Source organism: Clostridium sp. AM34-9AC (assembly GCF_003480225.1).
Classification (GTDB): Bacteria; Bacillota; Clostridia; order Lachnospirales; family Lachnospiraceae; genus Acetatifactor; species Acetatifactor acetigignens.
Genome location: NZ_QUIU01000009.1, coordinates 48,096 through 65,489, shown reverse-complemented (window position 1 = coordinate 65,489; position 17,394 = coordinate 48,096). Strand labels below are relative to the sequence as shown.

At 47.9% G+C, this 17,394-nt stretch carries 18 protein-coding genes; 16 read left to right on the top strand and 2 right to left on the bottom strand.

Annotated elements, in window-relative coordinates; genetic code table 11:
• Nucleotides 1–74 precede the first annotated feature (74 nt).
• From DW835_RS07110 to thiI, 8 genes are all read left to right on the top strand, one after another.
• Nucleotides 75–554, top strand: coding sequence for a hypothetical protein (locus DW835_RS07110; protein WP_147355072.1), 480 nt, complete (start codon nt 75–77; stop codon nt 552–554).
• A gap of 1 nt (nt 555) precedes the next feature.
• Complete coding sequence (locus tag DW835_RS07105; protein ID WP_118668611.1) at nt 556–2,685, top strand: YhgE/Pip domain-containing protein; 2,130 nt, start codon at nt 556–558, stop codon at nt 2,683–2,685.
• Nucleotides 2,685–4,136, top strand: a complete 1,452-nt coding sequence (locus tag DW835_RS07100) for a hypothetical protein (RefSeq protein WP_117465970.1) — start codon at nt 2,685–2,687, stop codon at nt 4,134–4,136. The genes DW835_RS07105 and DW835_RS07100 overlap by 1 nt, the downstream gene beginning before the upstream one ends.
• Nucleotides 4,129–4,767: a hypothetical protein gene (locus DW835_RS07095; protein ID WP_117465969.1), complete on the top strand. Its 639-nt coding sequence runs from the start codon at nt 4,129–4,131 to the stop codon at nt 4,765–4,767. Before DW835_RS07100 ends, DW835_RS07095 begins: the two co-directional genes overlap by 8 nt.
• The gene (prmA, locus tag DW835_RS07090) at nt 4,754–5,740 is read left to right on the top strand and encodes a 50S ribosomal protein L11 methyltransferase (RefSeq protein WP_022312143.1); all 987 of its coding nucleotides are present in this window, start codon (nt 4,754–4,756) and stop codon (nt 5,738–5,740) included. Before DW835_RS07095 ends, prmA begins: the two co-directional genes overlap by 14 nt.
• 21 nt (nt 5,741–5,761) lie before the next feature.
• Nucleotides 5,762–6,508, top strand: coding sequence for a 16S rRNA (uracil(1498)-N(3))-methyltransferase (locus tag DW835_RS07085; protein WP_117465968.1), 747 nt, complete (start codon nt 5,762–5,764; stop codon nt 6,506–6,508).
• 155 nt (nt 6,509–6,663) lie between these two features.
• A complete protein-coding gene (locus DW835_RS07080) occupies nt 6,664–7,833 on the top strand; it encodes a cysteine desulfurase family protein (protein ID WP_118538165.1) in 1,170 nt (389 codons plus the stop codon).
• Between the two features lie 33 nt (nt 7,834–7,866).
• Nucleotides 7,867–9,048: a tRNA uracil 4-sulfurtransferase ThiI gene (gene thiI, locus DW835_RS07075; RefSeq protein ID WP_117465967.1), complete on the top strand. Its 1,182-nt coding sequence runs from the start codon at nt 7,867–7,869 to the stop codon at nt 9,046–9,048.
• 151 nt (nt 9,049–9,199) lie between these two features.
• On the opposite strand, the gene DW835_RS07070 is transcribed toward thiI, so the two are convergent.
• The gene (locus DW835_RS07070; protein WP_022152847.1) at nt 9,200–9,430 is read right to left on the bottom strand and encodes an HPr family phosphocarrier protein; all 231 of its coding nucleotides are present in this window, start codon (nt 9,428–9,430) and stop codon (nt 9,200–9,202) included.
• A gap of 102 nt (nt 9,431–9,532) precedes the next feature.
• On the opposite strand from DW835_RS07070, the gene DW835_RS07065 reads away from it, so the two are divergent.
• The 8 genes from DW835_RS07065 (at nt 9,533) to DW835_RS07030 (ending at nt 15,820) form a co-directional block, all read left to right on the top strand.
• Nucleotides 9,533–10,993 (top strand): MiaB/RimO family radical SAM methylthiotransferase, encoded by a 1,461-nt coding sequence (locus DW835_RS07065; protein WP_118668612.1) that lies wholly within the window; start codon nt 9,533–9,535, stop codon nt 10,991–10,993.
• A gap of 58 nt (nt 10,994–11,051) precedes the next feature.
• Complete coding sequence (locus DW835_RS07060) at nt 11,052–11,315, top strand: IreB family regulatory phosphoprotein (protein ID WP_022152845.1); 264 nt, start codon at nt 11,052–11,054, stop codon at nt 11,313–11,315.
• Nucleotides 11,316–11,338: 23 nt separating this feature from the next.
• Complete coding sequence (gene ruvX / locus DW835_RS07055; protein WP_022312136.1) at nt 11,339–11,782, top strand: Holliday junction resolvase RuvX; 444 nt, start codon at nt 11,339–11,341, stop codon at nt 11,780–11,782.
• Nucleotides 11,779–12,042 carry a DUF1292 domain-containing protein gene (locus tag DW835_RS07050; protein WP_022312135.1) on the top strand — a complete coding sequence of 88 codons (264 nt, stop codon included), beginning with the start codon at nt 11,779–11,781 and terminating at the stop codon, nt 12,040–12,042. Before ruvX ends, DW835_RS07050 begins: the two co-directional genes overlap by 4 nt.
• Before the next feature lie 510 nt (nt 12,043–12,552).
• Nucleotides 12,553–14,229, top strand: a complete 1,677-nt coding sequence (locus DW835_RS07045; RefSeq protein ID WP_022312134.1) for a ribonuclease J — start codon at nt 12,553–12,555, stop codon at nt 14,227–14,229.
• Between the two features lie 31 nt (nt 14,230–14,260).
• Nucleotides 14,261–14,596: a YlbF family regulator gene (locus tag DW835_RS07040; protein ID WP_118503139.1), complete on the top strand. Its 336-nt coding sequence runs from the start codon at nt 14,261–14,263 to the stop codon at nt 14,594–14,596.
• Between the two features lie 82 nt (nt 14,597–14,678).
• Entirely contained in the window at nt 14,679–15,131 is a 453-nt protein-coding gene (locus tag DW835_RS07035; RefSeq protein WP_117465963.1) for an endolytic transglycosylase MltG, read from the top strand.
• A 20-nt stretch (nt 15,132–15,151) separates the two neighbouring features.
• Complete coding sequence (locus DW835_RS07030; RefSeq protein ID WP_118668613.1) at nt 15,152–15,820, top strand: O-methyltransferase; 669 nt, start codon at nt 15,152–15,154, stop codon at nt 15,818–15,820.
• Here the strand turns inward: DW835_RS07030 and DW835_RS07025 are convergent.
• On the bottom strand, nt 15,804–17,381 hold the full coding sequence (locus tag DW835_RS07025; protein ID WP_118668614.1) for a glycosyltransferase family 39 protein: 1,578 nt from the start codon (nt 17,379–17,381) through the stop codon (nt 15,804–15,806). The genes DW835_RS07030 and DW835_RS07025 overlap by 17 nt on opposite strands.
• Nucleotides 17,382–17,394: the final 13 nt, after the last annotated feature.

Here is a 17,394-nt window from a genome sequence, read left to right as displayed (position 1 = left end):
CAGAACCATGAAAACGAAAACTCCGCAGGAGTGGGTTTGTGAATGAAGTTCCGAACAGGCAGAAAGGTAAAATCATGGAGAGAAATTACGAAGAAATTTTTCAGAAGGTTCTGGATTACGAGCAGGCCCTTCATGAGAAGAATAGAAAAAGAATAAAGATCGGTCTGAAATGTATCTGGATCGTCCCCTTGTTTTTTCTGGCACTGTTGTTCCTGACTGGCAGCAACAAGGTCATCTTCCTGATCCTGTGGATCGTGTCGCTGTTTGCCCTGTCAATCTATCTGATCGTTGTGGAATATATGGATTATAATCTGCAGGAGAAGATCATGGAGCTCAAAGGAGAAGAAGGCGATCTCAAAGCGGTGACTCCGACAGACTTTGACCGGGCGGCGCAGATCATCCGGGAGACCCGGAAACTGATTGGTGAAGGCCTGAATTCCCCAGCCGAGACCGGGACCGAAGAGGATCCGGAAGATGAAACCGAAGAGAATCCGGAAGACGAAAGCGAAGAGGAAAACGAAGACGAGACCGAAGACTGGGAGGATGGTGAATAGTATGTATAATATCTGGAAAATATTTACCACCGACATCCGCCGGATCAGCAATAATGTGGTGGCGGTCGTTATTATCATGGGACTCAGCATCCTCCCGGCACTGTATGCCTGGTTCAACATTTTCTCCAACTGGGATCCTTACGAGCCCGCAGCTACCAGTCAGCTGAAAGTAGCCGTGGCTTCCGATGATGCCGGGGCGGAGATCATGGGGCTGTCTCTGAACGTGGGAGACAGTGTGCTGGAGGCTCTGGGAGCCAATACCACTATCGGCTGGGTGTTCCCGGAGACCACGGAGGAAGCACTGGAAGGCGTGAAGAACAGTGATTACTATGCGGCATTGATTATTCCGGAGACTTTTACTCAGGAAATGCTGGGATTTATCGACGGTGAAGTGGATCATCCCACCATTTACTACTATGAAAATGAGAAAAAGAATGGTATTGCCCCCAAAATCACGGGCAAAGCGAAAAATGCTGTGCAGGAACAGGTAAATGCCACCTTTATCAGTACTGTGGCAGAAGCGGTGATGAAAGCGGGAAATGCCCTTTCGGTGGTGAATGCCGGCGGGCAGACCAGTGTGGAAGAATCTCTGGATACCATGCAGGCACAGTTGCAGGATTATGTGGTTATGTTACAGTCCTTCCAGAGTATTATGACCTCCGCGGAGATGATCATGGAGACCAGCCAGAATATGCTCCCGGATATGGATAATATGCTGGAGAATGGACGAAATACCATGATCGGTATGCAGACCATGATCAATTCCAGCGTCGATGCGGTTGACGTTATGGGAGATATGGTGAGCAGCAGTATGGACATGGTCACGGAAGCGTTGCAGTATCTGTCGGTCTTTTCTGATGGATTGTTGGAGCAGATGGGCAGCAACAATGTGGGAAGCACCACGGACACCGGATTGGGCACGGCCATCGGACTGGTACAGGGCATGCAGGCCAATATGGATGTGCTGGGAAGCCTGATCACCGGACAGGATGCTCAGATTCAGGAGATCAACCAGTCTCTGAAAACGATCGAAGCGGATCTGAAACAGCTGCAAGACAGCAAGGGAGATGTGGATCATGATATCAATACTCTGCGGGCACAGATCCGGGAACAGATCCAGATCTGCAACAAACAGCTGAATAATCTGATGAGTGATTACAATAACAATGTCAGACCTTCTTTCCGGGCTACCGGCAAATCCATGCAGCAGGCTTTCCTGAATGCCGCAGCGATGATGAACGGTACGGATGTGAATATGGATGAAATTTCCGATATTCTGAAAGAGTATCAGCAGACTTTGCAGGAAGGTAATGTCAGCCTGCAGGATTCCCTGGTGATCGCACAGGAACTGCTGGACAAGGTCAGCAAAATAGCAGATAATATAAAACGGATCACCGGTGCGGAGACCTATGAGGATATTTTAAGCGCTATGGCTGCCGATCCGACGGCGGTGGCAGACTTCGTATCTTCTCCGGTCAGACTGGAGACGGTACCTGTTTATCCGGTGGATCATTACGGCTCTGCGGCATCGCCGTTCTATACGATCCTGGCAATCTGGGTGGGAGCGCTGTTCCTGGTGGCTATTATTCACGTGGGTGTGAAACCCATTGAACCGGGGGATCATTATAAGGCGCATGAGAGATATTTTGGCAGATATCTGCTGTTTTTCCTGATCGGACAGGCACAGACACTGCTTATTGTTCTTGGGAACCTTTATTATATTGAGATACAGTGTCAGCACAGGTTTTTATACTGGCTGGCGGCAGCCGTGGCCAGTGCGGCATTCAGCTGCTTTATGTATTCTGTGACTTTCGCTTTTGGAAACGTGGGTGAGGCACTGGCTATTGTAGTCATGGTCATCCAGGTGGCGGGAAGCGGCGGAACGTTCCCTATCGAGGTTCTTCCGCAGGTATTCCAGTGGATCTATCCGTTCCTGCCTTTTCAGTTCGGCATGAAAGCTTTCAAGGAATGTATTGCGGGAATGTACGGAGTGGATTTTTGGATCAATGTCGGTAAGATGGCACTGTTCATGATCATTGCATTGCTGCTTGGTCTGGCACTGGAGCCGCCGTTCCGCAAGCTGAATCATATGATAGAGAAGAGTAAAGAGAAGACAGGATTAATGATCTGATGAAGATGAAAAAAATGACTTCGGAAAAGAAACATAAAATTACAACCATTGGCTTATGGCTGATCCTCATTCTGTGCACGGCGGTATTGTTCTCCCTGTGTCTCAGTGAGGGGATCGACTATGATGAAGCATACAGTTATCGCACCGCCCATGACAATACGATGATGGGAATCATTCGCGTGGTACTGGCGGCCCATGATACGGATGTGCCGGTATGGTATATGGGATTGCGGCTGTGGTCGTTTCTGGTAGGAGACGGCATTATTGCCTACAAAATGTTTGCATTGCTGGGAACGGTATTGTCCATGCTGCTGGGGCCTGTTGTGATCCGCAGGCAGTGGGGAGCGAAGACAGCAGCCCTTTATATGATCATGGTAAGCCTGACACCTGCAATGATGAAGATCAGTGTGAACAACAGAATGTATTCCTGGACGGTGTTTGGAGTTACCGTCTGCGGACTGACCGCTTATTTCCTGCGGGAGCGGCTGAACAGTAAGGCCCTGTGGACGATATTGTTTCTGACGACCTTCTGCGGTATTTTCAGTCATTACTTTACCGCGTTCAGTTACCTGTTTATCTACCTGTATCTGGTGGCGGTGATTTGGCAGCAGGACAGAAAACAGATCTGGAAGCCGTTTGTCTGTGGTGGTTCCGTTGTATTGCTTTTTGTGGCATGGCTGATAAAATCCGATTTCTTTCATCTGCTGGTTTCTGATGGAAACCCGACGAACCAGTCCAAATTCGGTATTTACGAATTTTTTAATTTCATTTTCGGAACCAGAGTGAAGTATGCGACCAAAATGGGAGAACTTCTTTTTGTACTGACACTGGTCTGTGCGATCCTCTTTTGGAAGCGGCTGGGGAGAAGAAACGGTGTTTTTGCGGTTCTGTGTACCTGTATTTTCCCAGTAAGCTATTTGATGGCGGCGCTGCTGGCATTACATGCGTCCCACTTTTTTACCTACCGCCATGTTATGCATAGCATGGGATTGTTCTGGCTGGGAATGGCGATCATTTTATCCAGGATCAATTTACAGGAATGGATCGCCTGTCTGTCCTTCACTGTGTGGATGGGAGTGTCGGCCTACGGAATCTCTTATCATGAAGAATATGGTACAATCTCATATCTGGAAGAGACGAAGGCATTTATAGCGGAGAATATGGAGCCGGGAGATGTGGTCGTCTACGATACGGATTCCCGCTTCGGACAGCTATTCGGATGCTATATGCCGGACCAGATCTTTTATACCATGGAAGAGGTGCCGGATCTGGAAGAACTGGTGGGGAAAAGAGTCTGGTATTTCCAGTGTTTCGGACATCTGCTGGAGGAATCGGATAAATATACCGTAACCTATGAAAATATGGGACATTATGGATTTCAGTATATGGACGGGAATACGGATTTTGATATTTTAAAGGTGAACATAACGGAGGAAACGGGAAATGATTAAATGGGTGGAAAGAGGAGTCCTGCTGGCAGCGATACTTTCCATGTTGTTTGTATGGCCGTATGGAGGAATCCGTGAAGATAAAAAGGACAGTTCCTTAAGTGAGGATTATGGATATACAGAGCCCCTGCAGGTGGGAGAATATGCTTCGCAGTATTTTGTTGCGGAGACAGATTTTCTGAAAACACTGGAAATCGCGGTGAGCTATAATCAGGAGGAAGAACGGAACGGACTTCTGGGTCTGGAGATATGGAAAGAGGATCAGAAGATATATGAAGGTGTAATTCCTTATGATGCCATGGAATCGACAACATTTTTCCCTGCCGTCATCGAGACCCGGCTGAAAAGGGGCGCTGTATATGAATACCGGATCGTGAATCAAAGTATTTCCGAGAATCTGCCGCAGGTAGTATATACTACTACGGAAAAGGCGCATGTACCGGAAAATCAGCAACTGGTGGTACATGAAGCAACTGTGGACGGACAGGCATTGAACCGGTACACCTGGAGAGAGAAGCTGGATGCGGTCAGCGTATTGGAAATCGACAGTTTTATTGCAATAGTGGCTGCAATGATATATGCTGTGTTGGAACAATGGAAAAGAAAGGAAAAAAAGAACAATGAAGTGGGTTAAATTCAGAATAAAGACGGTAACGGAAGCGGAAGATATTATTATCAGCACCCTGTACGATCTCGGACTGGAAGGAGCACAGATCGAAGACAAGGTGCCCCTGACCGCCATGGAGAAGGAGCAGATGTTTGTAGATATCCTGCCGGACGGACCGGAGGATGACGGCATTGCCTATTTAAGTTTTTTTGTAGAGGAAAAAGAGGACGGCAGTCTGGAAGTGGCCGGGGAGAAGACCACGACCGAAGCTGTACTTGCGGATGTAAAGCGGGAACTGGAAGACTTACGCCAGTTTATGGATATCGGCGAGGCTTCTGTTGTGGTAGATGAGACGGAGGACATTGACTGGATCAACAACTGGAAACAGTATTTCCACCAGTTCTATATCGATGATATCCTGGTGATCCCTTCCTGGGAAAATATCAAACCGGAAGATACTGACAAGATGGTGCTTCATATCGATCCCGGTACGGCATTTGGCACCGGCATGCATGAGACCACACAGCTGTGTATCCGTCAGCTGCGTAAGTTCATCACTCCTGAGACAGAGCTTTTGGATGTCGGCACCGGCAGCGGTATTCTGGCAATTTTATCCCTCATGTTCGGGGCAAAACATGCCGTGGGAACCGATCTGGATATCTGTGCTGTGGAAGCTGTGGCACAGAACTGCGAAGTGAATGGAATCGATCCGGCACAGTTTGACATGATGATCGGCAATATCATTACAGACAAAGAAGTGCAGGACAAGGTAGGCTATGAGTGTTATGATATCGTGGTGGCCAATATTCTGGCAGATGTACTGGTACCGTTGACTCCTGTCATCGTACATCAGCTGAAGAAGGGCGGTATCTACATCACCTCTGGCATCATTGATGACAAGGAGCAGACCGTGGTGGAGGCTGTGAAGGCCGCTGGATTGGAAGTACTGGAAGTGACCTACCAGGGAGAATGGGTCAGCGTTACCGCAAGAAAGAATTAAGCGCTTAAAATAGGAGTTTCTATGTATCAGTTTTTTGTAGAACCGGAACAGATCGACGTGGCAGCGAAGAGCGTTATCATCCGGGGAACCGATGTGAATCATATCAAAAATGTACTGCGGATGCGCCCCGGCGAAGAAGTGGCTGTCAGCAATGGAATCGACGGGAAGGAATATCGCTGTGGGATCCTTGCACTGGAAGAGGACTGTGTCCGTCTGGAGCTTCGTTTTATCAAGGAAGACGGAGTAGAGCTTCCGGCGAAGATCTATCTGTTCCAGGGACTGCCCAAGGCGGACAAGATGGAGCTCATCATCCAGAAGGCCGTGGAACTGGGAGCCTTTCAGGTGATCCCGGTGTCCATGAAGCGCTGCGTGGTCAAGCTGGATGAGAAAAAAGCGGATGCAAAAATCAAACGCTGGCAGGGAATTGCGGAGGCAGCAGCCAAGCAGAGTAAGCGTGGCGTGATCCCCACGGTGGCACCGGTTATGAGTTATGTGCAGGCGGTGAAAACGGCTTCTGAAATGGATCTGAAACTGGTACCTTACGAGCTGGCGGAAGGAATGCCACAGACGAAACAGCTCATCGAAAGCGCAAGACCCGGACAGCAGATCGCTATTTTCATCGGCCCGGAGGGCGGATTTGATCCGGAGGAGATAAGACTTGCCACGGAGGCGGGAATTCAACCGATCACTTTGGGGAAACGGATCCTGCGGACGGAGACGGCCGGATTTACGACTATCGCATGGCTGATGTATCAGTTGGAAAATTAGACAGCGGACGGCACGGATCGCCTGCCTGCGGCATATTTTAATCATAAGAAGAATATAGTAATTATTCAGAGCAAAAGGAAAGCCCGGAAGAGTCGATTTGGCGAATAGGGCGCTGAATAGTTACTGAAGAGATAGATAGCAAGGAGAAGAAGAGAATGGAAGTCTATATGGACAATTCCGCTACCACAAGGACATTCCCGGAAGTGGCAGAGTTGATGACGAAGATCATGTGTGAAGATTACGGTAATCCCTCCAGCCTGCATATGAAGGGAGTGGAGGCAGAGAAATACCTCCGCTATGCCAAGGAGACTCTGGCAAGGATTCTGAAGGTGGAGGAGAGAGAGCTTTTATTTACTTCCGGGGGAACGGAATCCGATAATATGGCACTGATCGGCTGCGCCCTGGCGAATTGCCGCAGAGGCAATCATCTGATCACGACGCAGATCGAACATCCCGCTATCCTGCAGACCATGCGTTATCTGGAGACCCAGGGGTATCGTGTCACTTATCTGCCGGTGGATCCCTGCGGACGTATCCGGCTGGAAGACTTACGCAGAGCCATGACACCGGAGACCATTCTGGTATCTATCATGCACACGAATAACGAGATCGGAGCCCTGCAGCCCATTGAGGAAGCCGGAGCTCTGATCAAACAGATGAACCCGGATACGCTGTTCCATGTGGATGCGGTACAGGGATTCGGAAAATCCCGGATCTATCCCAAGAAGATGCACATTGATCTGCTGTCCGTCAGTGGACACAAGATCCACGGACCGAAGGGCGTCGGACTGCTGTATGTAGGGGAACGGGTGAAGATCCAGCCCATCGTATTCGGTGGCGGACAGCAGCAGAACCTCCGCTCCGGTACCGAGAATGTGCCCGGTATTGCGGGACTTGCAAAAGCAGCGGAAATGCTCTATAGTCATTTTGATGAGGATCATGCCAGACTCTGCGCCTGCAAGAGACGATTCATTGAAGGTGTGGAAAGACTGGATCAGGTGAAGGTCAATGGACTTTTGCCGGATGCTCCTTACGGAGAGGGTACGGCGGCGCATATCGTCAGTGTATCCTTTGCGGGAGTCCGGAGTGAAGTACTCCTGCATGCACTGGAGGACAAGGGAATCTATGTTTCTGCAGGAAGCGCCTGCTCTGCACACAAGCCGCAGCCTTCTGCTACACTGAAAGCCATCGGCATCGATAAATCCCTGCTGGATTCCACCATACGTTTCAGCTTTTCCGTATTTACCACGGAAGAAGAGATTGACGTATGTCTCCAGGCATTGTACAATATAGTACCTATGTTACGCAGATACAGTCGCAGATAAGCGATTTGAGAAACACTCAGAAAGGAAACGAACGTGTTTACATCATTTTTGATAAAATATGCCGAGATCGGCATTAAGGGAAAGAACCGTTACCTGTTCGAAGATGCTCTGGTACGCCAGATTAAGTATGCACTGAAAAAGTGTGAGGGAGAATTCCTGGTGCACAAGACACAGGGCCGTATCTTCGTAGATGCAGAGTCAGAATTTGACTACGATGAAGTTGTGGCACACTTACAAAGAGTCTTCGGAATCTCCGGAATCTGCCCGGTAGTGCATATACAGGATGAAGGATTTGAGAAGCTGTGTGAGACTGTAATTGACTACATTGCAAAAGTATATCCCGATTGCAATCAGACGTTCAAGGTGGCAGCGAGACGTGCCCGGAAAAATTACCCCAAGGATTCCATGACCATCAACATGGATATGGGAGAAGCTATCCTGAAGGCTTATCCCAATATGAAGGTGGATGTACATCATCCCGATATTATGCTGAACATTGAGATCCGTGAAGAAATCTATATCTACTCCGTGATCCTGCCCGGTCCCGGAGGAATGCCCGTAGGTACCGGTGGCAAGGGAATGCTGCTTCTCTCCGGTGGTATTGATTCTCCCGTGGCAGGTTATATGATCGCCAAGAGAGGCGTCAAGATCGATGCGGTATATTTCCATGCACCGCCTTACACCAGTGAGCGTGCGAAGCAGAAAGTAGTGGATCTGGCGAAGATCGTTGCCCGTTACACCGGACCGATCTATCTGCATGTGATCAATTTTACCGATATTCAGTTATATATTTATGAGAAATGTCCTCATGAGGAACTGACCATTATCATGCGCCGGTATATGATGCGGATTGCGGAACAGATCGCGAAAGAGACTGAGTGCCTGGGCCTGATCACCGGTGAGAGCATCGGACAGGTGGCATCCCAGACCATGAATTCCCTGATCGCTACCAATGAAGTCTGTGAGCTGCCGGTCTACCGTCCGCTGATCGGATTTGACAAGCAGGAGATCGTAGAAGTATCCGAGAAGATCGGGACTTATGAGACTTCCATTCTGCCCTATGAAGATTGTTGTACCATCTTCGTGGCAAAACATCCCGTGACGAAACCGAACGTGAAGGTGATCCGCAGACATGAACACAATCTGGATGAGAAGATCGACGAACTGGTGAAGACCGCACTGGAGACCAAAGAACTGATCATTGCGGAAGCATAAGTGCGAATGCAGAGTAACTATTCAGAACCGGGGAAACAGAGGTACTGAATAGTTACTTTTTTGGAATGGCATATAAAAAACACCTCAAGAGGATTGCGTCTCTCAAGGTGTTCTCTGTTTTACTATGTATTCGGAATTCCGAATCGGTAACTTATACCAGATAAGGCTTTAATACTTCCAGAACCTCATCAGCGCCATCCTCTGCATGGATGTTCAGGTCGATAGGCTTGGAAAGATCCAGGCTGAAGATACCCATGATGGACTTTGCATCAATTACGTATCTGCCGGATACAAGATCGAAATCATAATCGAACTTAGTAATATCGTTTACGAAAGATTTTACCTTATCAATAGAATTTAAAGAAATCTGAACTGTCTTCATGTTGACTACCTCCTTAATGTGTGTCATACCTTCTGACTTTATATTAATGGGGGAACGCTCAAAAGTCAAGACGAAAACAATACAAAAAAAGTGAGGAATCCTATGAAAAGTGTAGCATTACACAACCTCGGATGTAAGGTTAATTCCTATGAAATAGAAGTAATGCAACAAATGTTACAAGAAAAAGGTTATACTATTGTACCATTTGATGAAACCGCAGATATTTATATTGTAAATACCTGCACAGTTACCAATATTGCAGACCGGAAAAGCAGACAGATGCTTCATCGTGCGAAGCAGAAAAATCCGGCGGCACTGGTGGTGGCTGTGGGATGCTACGTGCAGACCGGAAGGGAAGATGTGGAGCAGGATCCCTGCATCGATCTGGCGATCGGCAACAACCGCAAGAAGGACCTGGCGTCCATTCTGGAGGAATATTTGCAGGATCTGGAACAGGAAGATGCGGTGGCAGAGAATGCAGAAAATGCCGGGCATGGTGTGGACAAGACTCTGCATGACACTACTGTCATAGATATTAACCATACCGCGGAATATGAAGAAATGACTCTGAAACAGACGGCAGAGCACACCCGAGCCTATATTAAAATTCAGGACGGATGCAATCAGTTCTGCTCTTACTGTGTTATCCCCTATGCCAGAGGCAGAGTCCGCAGCCGCAGGGCGGAAGATATCATCCGGGAGATCACCGGCATGGCACAGAACGGATACCGGGAGATCGTACTGACAGGTATCCATATCAGTTCTTATGGCATTGATTTCGACGAGGAGGCCTGGAAGCGGGGAGAAAGTGTCTCCGTATTAAAAGAAGATGAGGAGAGAAGAGATTATTCCGGCAGCAGTAAGCTGATCGATCTGCTGGAACGGATCCATGATATTGAAGGTATTGAGCGGATCCGTATCGGTTCCCTGGAACCCCGCATTATTACGGAGGAGACGGCAGCCAGAATGGCGGCACTGCCGAAGCTGTGTCCCCATTTCCATCTGTCCTTGCAGAGCGGCTGTGATGCCACGCTACGCCGTATGAACCGTAAATATACTTCCGAAGAATATGCGGAGAGTGTTGCGCTGCTTCGTAAGGTATTTGACCATCCAGCCATCACCACAGATGTCATTGTGGGTTTCCCGGGGGAGACTGAGGAAGAGTTTGCGCAGACAAAGGAATTTTTAGACCGGATTCAATTCTTCGAGATGCATATTTTCAAGTATTCCAAACGGGCAGGCACCAGAGCGGCCGTGATGTCTCATCAGGTGCCGGATCCCGTGAAGACCACCAGAAGTGCGGAACTTCTGGCTATGGAGAAGGAACAGTCGAAGCAGTTCCGGACCCACTATGTGGGACGGGAGGCGGAGGTGCTTCTGGAGGAGACCAAGGAGATCGGCGGAATGGAATATCTGCTGGGACACACGAGAGATTATGTCAAACTGGCTGTCTCTGTGAAGGAAAATAAAAAAAATGTTGCAAATACCGTGATATGCGGCAGGGTACAGGGGTTTTTGACGGATGAAATCCTATTACTATCACCCCTTGAATTTTCAAAGTAAATGCGGTAATATAAGGCATAACGGAAAGATTTGCCCTATGGCAGAAAAAGAGGATCGTATGCAGGACTTAGGAAATACACAATACTTCAAGGTAGAGACAGAACCTGAGACCGGTGTGAAGCTGGTGCTTTCTACCGTATATGAGGCACTGACGGAAAAGGGATACAACCCGGTGAACCAGATCGTAGGTTACATCATGAGCGGGGACCCTACTTATATTACCAGTCACAAAAATGCCCGCAGCCTCATCATGAAGGTAGAGCGTGACGAACTGGTGGAAGAACTGCTCACGGAGTATATCAGGACAAAACACTGGAAATAATTACAGTTATCAGGAGGACCCACATGCGTATCATGGGTTTGGATTTCGGCTCACGTACCGTGGGCGTGGCGATCAGTGACAGTCTGCTCTTAACAGCGCAGGGTGTGGAGATCATTCGCCGCAAAGAAGAGAATAAATTACGACAGACGCTGGCCCGGATCGAAGAACTGATCGTGGAGAATGAAGTGGAAGAGATCGTACTGGGACTTCCCAAGAACATGAACGATACCGAAGGTGTCCGCGTGGAACTGACCAAAGAGTTCAAGGACAAGCTGGAGCGCAGGACCGGTCTCCCGGTATATTTCTGGGATGAGAGACTGACGACTGTGGCAGCGGACAAAGCCATGATGGAAGCGGGAATCCGCCGTGAGAACCGTAAGGATTACGTGGATATGATCGCAGCTACTCTGATCCTGCAGGGCTATCTGGATCGCAGGAACAATGAGAAGAAAAAGGAAACAGAATGAGTAAATTGGAAAAGATTACATTTCGCCCCGAAGGCGAAGAACCTGTAGAATTTTATGTACTGGAACAGACCAGGATCGGAGGACACAATTACATCCTGGTGACTGATGTGGAAGAGGGCGATGGAGATGCCCTGATCCTGAAGGATATGTCTCAGGATGGTGAAGAAGAGAGCATTTATGATGTAGTCTCCGATGATGAAGAACTGGAAGCGGTATCCGGAGTATTTGCGGATATGTTAGAGGATGTTGATTTAATTTAGATCATATCCTATGGATTGTTCCGTGCCATGCACTCACACAATCCGTTCCAATATCACCATATTGCGAAGCATTCGCTCCGCTTTTATGCTCATATTGGGGCGGGTCATTAAGCCATAAAATCACTCCCGTGCAAGCACGTTGTGTTTTCAGGCTTATGACCTTGATATATGATAAATACAGGCAGTTCTGCGAGAAGGACGGTCTTATATTTATATATGATTTGTATGATTGGCAGAGAGGGATATTGGAGGCTTTGCCGGTTTCAGCATATAATGGTTTTGTGCTAAAAGTGACAGGGAATACACGAAGGGCATGAGAGATGCCGTTATTTTGATGGAATCGTAAGATCTGGGATGTCTGATCTCCACGGGAGTCTTTGAGAAGAGAGCCGGAAGGAGCAGGCGTGAAATCACAGATCTTTGTTTGCAGAGCATAACAATCCGTTCTAACGCCGGGATACATACACTAAGAACAGTTGTATAGACGTATAGAATTTGGAGGTAATTTCGTTGAAAAAGAAAAAAGAGAATAGTAACGTTTCAGGTCTGAAGATCATTCCTTTGGGAGGCCTGGAGCAGATCGGTATGAACATTACTGCCTTCCAGTACGAGGACAGTATTATTGTGGTGGACTGCGGACTGTCTTTCCCTGCGGATGATATGCTGGGAATCGATCTGGTCATTCCCGATGTAACATATCTGAAGGATAATATCGATAAGGTAAAGGGATTTGTCATCACTCATGGACATGAGGATCATATCGGAGCACTGCCCTATGTGCTGCGTGATATCAATGTGCCCATCTACGCAACCCGCCTGACCATGGGGATCATTGAGAACAAGCTGACAGAGCATAACCTCATGAAGAAGACCAAACGCAAAGTGGTGAAGTTCGGTCAGTCCATCAATCTGGGTGATTTCCGTGTGGAATTCATCAAGACGAATCACAGCATCGTAGATGCCGCAGCACTGGCAATTTATTCCCCTGCCGGTATCGTGGTACACACCGGAGACTTCAAGGTAGACTATACTCCGGTCTATGGAGATGCCATTGATTTACAGCGTTTTGCCGAGATCGGTAAAAAGGGTGTACTGGCACTGATGTGCGATTCCACCAATGCCGAGCGTCCCGGTTTTACCCCTTCCGAGAAGACCGTAGGTAAGACATTTGATACCTTATTTGAAGAACATAAAAATACCAGAATTTTTGTGGCGACTTTCGCATCCAATGTGGATCGTGTACAGCAGATCATCAACACGGCCTATAAATTCGGCCGTAAAGTAGCTGTGGAAGGCCGCAGTATGGTGAATATCCTGGATACCGCCATCAAGCTGGAGTGCATCAATATCCCCGAGAATACACTGGTGGATCTGGATCAGATGAAGAATTATCCCGATGAGCAGCAGGTGATTATCACCACCGGAAGCCAGGGCGAAAGTATGGCAGCCCTGTCCCGTATGGCCAACAATATGCACCGTAAGATCACGATCGGTGCGGGGGATACCGTAATCTTCTCCTCCAACCCCATCCCGGGCAATGAAAAGTCCGTCACCAAGATCATCAACGAGCTGCTCCGCAAAGGCGCAGATGTTATTTTCCAGGATGCTCATGTATCCGGACATGCCTGCCAGGAAGAGATCAAGCTGATCTATACCCTGATCCATCCGAAGTACGCAGTACCCGTGCATGGTGAATACAAGCATCTGAAGGCACAGGCCAAGATTGCAGAGAGTCTGGGCATCAGTAAGGACAATATCTTCATCCTGTCCTCCGGAGATGTATTGGAAGTCAGCGAGGAACAGGCCAAGGTCAATGGCAGAGTACCCGTAGGAGCTATTCTGGTGGACGGTCTGGGTGTCGGTGATGTCGGAAATGTAGTATTGAGAGATAGACAGCATCTGGCAGAAGATGGTATTATGATCGTGGTCATGAGTCTGGACAAGGCCAGTGGAGAACTGGTAGCAGGTCCCGACATTGTATCCAGAGGTTTTGTATATGTGAAGGAATCCGATGAACTTATCGAGGAAGCCAGACGCACCGTGGATGATGCGCTGCAGGCATGTCTGGATAAGGGAATTACGGACTGGGGTAAACTGAAGACCACCACCAAGGATGTCCTCGGCGATTATGTATGGAAGAAGACCAAGAGACGTCCCATGATCCTTCCGATCATTATGGAAGTGTAATAGCAGCGATTGCTGGAAAGGTCGTAAGCAGATGAAGATTACATCGGACGAAAATGTAAATCAGGCTGTAGAGCAGATGGTACAGGCGATTCGTAATACCGACGCTTATCTGGAATATCAGAAGCAGCTGGCCCGCGTGAAGGAGCAACCGGAACTTAAGAGACAGATCGATGAATTCCGGACCAGAAATTTTGAATTGCAGACCAGCAAGGACACCAACTTTGATAAGCTGGATCAGTTTACCAGAGAAAACGAAGCTTTCCGGGAGAATCCACTGGTGTCGGATTTTCTGGCGGCGGAGCTGGCATTTTGCCGTATGATGCAGGGGATCGGACTTTACGTTACCGATCAGATGCATTTTGAGTGAGCAAAAGGAAAGTCTCGAAGAGACGATTTTGCGAATGTATGGATCGAAATGCGGATTACTTGGATAAGAAAGGACAGAACACATGAAGGCAGCAAATTTGGCAGGTGCCGTATTGGGCGCTATCTTAAAAGTGGCATTTGCAGTGATCGTGGTATATCTGGTGTACACCGGAGCGTCTACATGCTACGACTATGGTTATCGTATTTTCACAGAACCGGCGGTCTCTGCCGGAGAGGGACGTAAGATCACAGTAACCCTGACCTCGGACATGTCCGCAACGGAGATTGGCACAATTATGCAGGAAAAGGGCCTGACACGTGACAGCAGACTGTTCGCATTACAGTATCTGTTATCTGAGAATAAGAAGGACTGGCAGCCCGGAACTTATGAGCTGAGTACTGCCATGACCGCAGAGGAAATGATGGAAGTCATGGCCGGACAGACGGAAAGCGCAACGGAAGAGACAGTGGAGACTATAGACAACGGCAGTGCGATTACCGGTGAGACACAGGATACCACTGCAGTTGCACAGTAAAGTGTGAAATGAGGGACAGTATGATCATAGACGAGAGAATGTCCGCGTTTATCGATTCCCTGGACAGCGGGAATCCGGCGTGGCTGAATGAGATTGAAAAATTCGCTCTGGAGACACAGGTTCCCATCATACGCAGATCCATGCAAAGTCTGCTGAAATTTTTGCTGAAATTTACAAAGCCGAAGAGCATCCTGGAAGTTGGGACTGCTATCGGCTTTTCTGCGTTACTGATGAGTGAATATGCACCGGGGGATTGTCATATCACGACGATCGAAAAATATGAGAAAAGAATTCCTATCGCAAAAGAGAACTTCCGTAAGGCAGGCAGGGAAGACCGGATCACTCTGCTGGAGGGTGATGCTACGGAGATCCTGCGGGAACTGGAAGGCACCTATGATGTGATCTTTATGGATGCGGCGAAGGGACAGTACATTCATTTCCTGCCGGATATCTTACGCCTGTTGCCCCCCGGCGGACTGTTGATCTCCGACAACGTATTACAGGACGGTGATATCATAGAATCCCGTTTTGCCGTAACCAGAAGGAACCGGACCATTCATGCAAGGATGCGGGAATATCTGTATGAATTGAAACATCATCCGGAACTGGAGACGGTGATCCTGCCGGTAGGTGATGGAGTGACACTGAGTACGAAGAAAGAGGAAAGCACAGTTACTCAAAATAGATAACATAATAATACGGGTATTCCCAGGTCTGGTAAGCCAGTCCGGACTCTGACAGATTCTGCAGGAATTCATTGTTCTTTTTGTATACCACATAGACGGAAGAAGGACTGATCTTCGTGGAATAGTCTGTGAGAAAATGATAAGTGTGTATACCGTCGGTAAAGGTTTCTTCATCCTGAGTATCATAAGGAGATGCGGGATAATAAAAGAAGAAAAACTCCTTCATGTTGACCAGATCCACATAGAGATCCGCATAATCCAGGTTGAGATTCACATCATCCACACACTCCCGGAAGGAGATGGAATACAGATAATTCGGGCAGACGTCGGTCATGGTATAGACCCGGAAATAAAAGCTGCAGAAAGAGATGCACCATAAGAGATAACCGGCGGACAAAAGGAGCATAAAGCCTGCGTGATAAGAGGACAGGAAACGGCAGCAAAGGAAAAGTCCTTTTATCAGGAAGAAGAGATAACAGATAAAGAAACTGTTAGCCCGGTAGACATAGCCGGATCCGGACAGACCAATGGTGATGAGACCGCTGAGAAAGAACAGCAGATAGATACTGTCGGCCTGAAAAGTCCGCTTGTACAGAGAGACAAGAAAACTGTAAACTGCACCGATAAATCCCAGAACAATAAAAGGAATGGATAAGGGATAAAGCGTGTAAAATTTAGGTACGGCATCTAAACGGTAGGAACCACATGTCAAGGTAATCTTTATGATATCTTTTATATTTTCCCAGAAAGAAGTGACTCCCACATCGGACATGCGCTCGGAGGCGATGGGAGATATGGTAAGCCCCAGAAAATGAATGGTTTCCCAGTGGAATAACAGGGAGCATACAAATAATATTACGGGCAGAGCTGTAATACATACACATGCAGCCCAGAGCAGAACCCGGCGGAAGGATATTTCTTTCGTGTATAGCAGATACAGGGAAATGCAGATCAGAAAAATAGGGATCAGGAAGTAACTCAGTGCATACGAATACATCGTGATACCAAAAAAGACTCCGGATAATATAAGGTTCCGAAGGGTCTTAGTCTGTGTGAAACGGATGAGAAACAGCAATGCTACAGCTGAGCAGCACAACATAAGATTACAGTCCAGGGCAAAACGGGCGGACATGATATAATAGGGGCAGACTGCCAACAGGAAAGCAGCAGCAATACTCCATTTTTGATCATCGAACACCAGACGGATACTTTTGGTTCCGACAAAAAACAGCAACAGGCTTGCAAGGACGGCGGGAATTTTGAGAAGCGTAAGAGACAGGTTGCCCTGTCCGACTGTCCGGATCAGCAGAGCCAGTAAGTAGGTATAAAGAGGACTCTGACCACCATAAAAATTCTGAGGGTAAAAAGGGCGTACATTGAGATACCGGTCGGTTCCGTAATGAACCAGACACCAGGCATTATAACCCAGTCCTGCTTCATCGATATGAAGAACGTCAGGCAGGCTTTCCAGACGATAAACGCGCAGGAAGACCGCAATGAGAAACAACAGCAGGATGGCTGCGGAATACCAGTATTTTTTCACCAGAGATTTCAGATCCTTCATTTGTGGATACCTC

Coding starts and splice junctions, on each gene's coding strand:
- DW835_RS07110 (WP_147355072.1), top strand. CDS start 75: ATGGAGAGAAATTACGAAGAAATTTTTCAGAAGGTTCTGGATTACGAG.
- DW835_RS07105 (WP_118668611.1), top strand. CDS start 556: ATGTATAATATCTGGAAAATATTTACCACCGACATCCGCCGGATCAGC.
- DW835_RS07100 (WP_117465970.1), top strand. CDS start 2,685: ATGAAGATGAAAAAAATGACTTCGGAAAAGAAACATAAAATTACAACC.
- DW835_RS07095 (WP_117465969.1), top strand. CDS start 4,129: ATGATTAAATGGGTGGAAAGAGGAGTCCTGCTGGCAGCGATACTTTCC.
- prmA (WP_022312143.1), top strand. CDS start 4,754: ATGAAGTGGGTTAAATTCAGAATAAAGACGGTAACGGAAGCGGAAGAT.
- DW835_RS07085 (WP_117465968.1), top strand. CDS start 5,762: ATGTATCAGTTTTTTGTAGAACCGGAACAGATCGACGTGGCAGCGAAG.
- DW835_RS07080 (WP_118538165.1), top strand. CDS start 6,664: ATGGAAGTCTATATGGACAATTCCGCTACCACAAGGACATTCCCGGAA.
- DW835_RS07070 (WP_022152847.1), bottom strand. CDS start 9,430: ATGAAGACAGTTCAGATTTCTTTAAATTCTATTGATAAGGTAAAATCT.
- DW835_RS07065 (WP_118668612.1), top strand. CDS start 9,533: ATGAAAAGTGTAGCATTACACAACCTCGGATGTAAGGTTAATTCCTAT.
- DW835_RS07060 (WP_022152845.1), top strand. CDS start 11,052: ATGCAGGACTTAGGAAATACACAATACTTCAAGGTAGAGACAGAACCT.
- ruvX (WP_022312136.1), top strand. CDS start 11,339: ATGCGTATCATGGGTTTGGATTTCGGCTCACGTACCGTGGGCGTGGCG.
- DW835_RS07050 (WP_022312135.1), top strand. CDS start 11,779: ATGAGTAAATTGGAAAAGATTACATTTCGCCCCGAAGGCGAAGAACCT.
- DW835_RS07040 (WP_118503139.1), top strand. CDS start 14,261: ATGAAGATTACATCGGACGAAAATGTAAATCAGGCTGTAGAGCAGATG.
- DW835_RS07035 (WP_117465963.1), top strand. CDS start 14,679: ATGAAGGCAGCAAATTTGGCAGGTGCCGTATTGGGCGCTATCTTAAAA.
- DW835_RS07030 (WP_118668613.1), top strand. CDS start 15,152: ATGATCATAGACGAGAGAATGTCCGCGTTTATCGATTCCCTGGACAGC.
- DW835_RS07025 (WP_118668614.1), bottom strand. CDS start 17,381: ATGAAGGATCTGAAATCTCTGGTGAAAAAATACTGGTATTCCGCAGCC.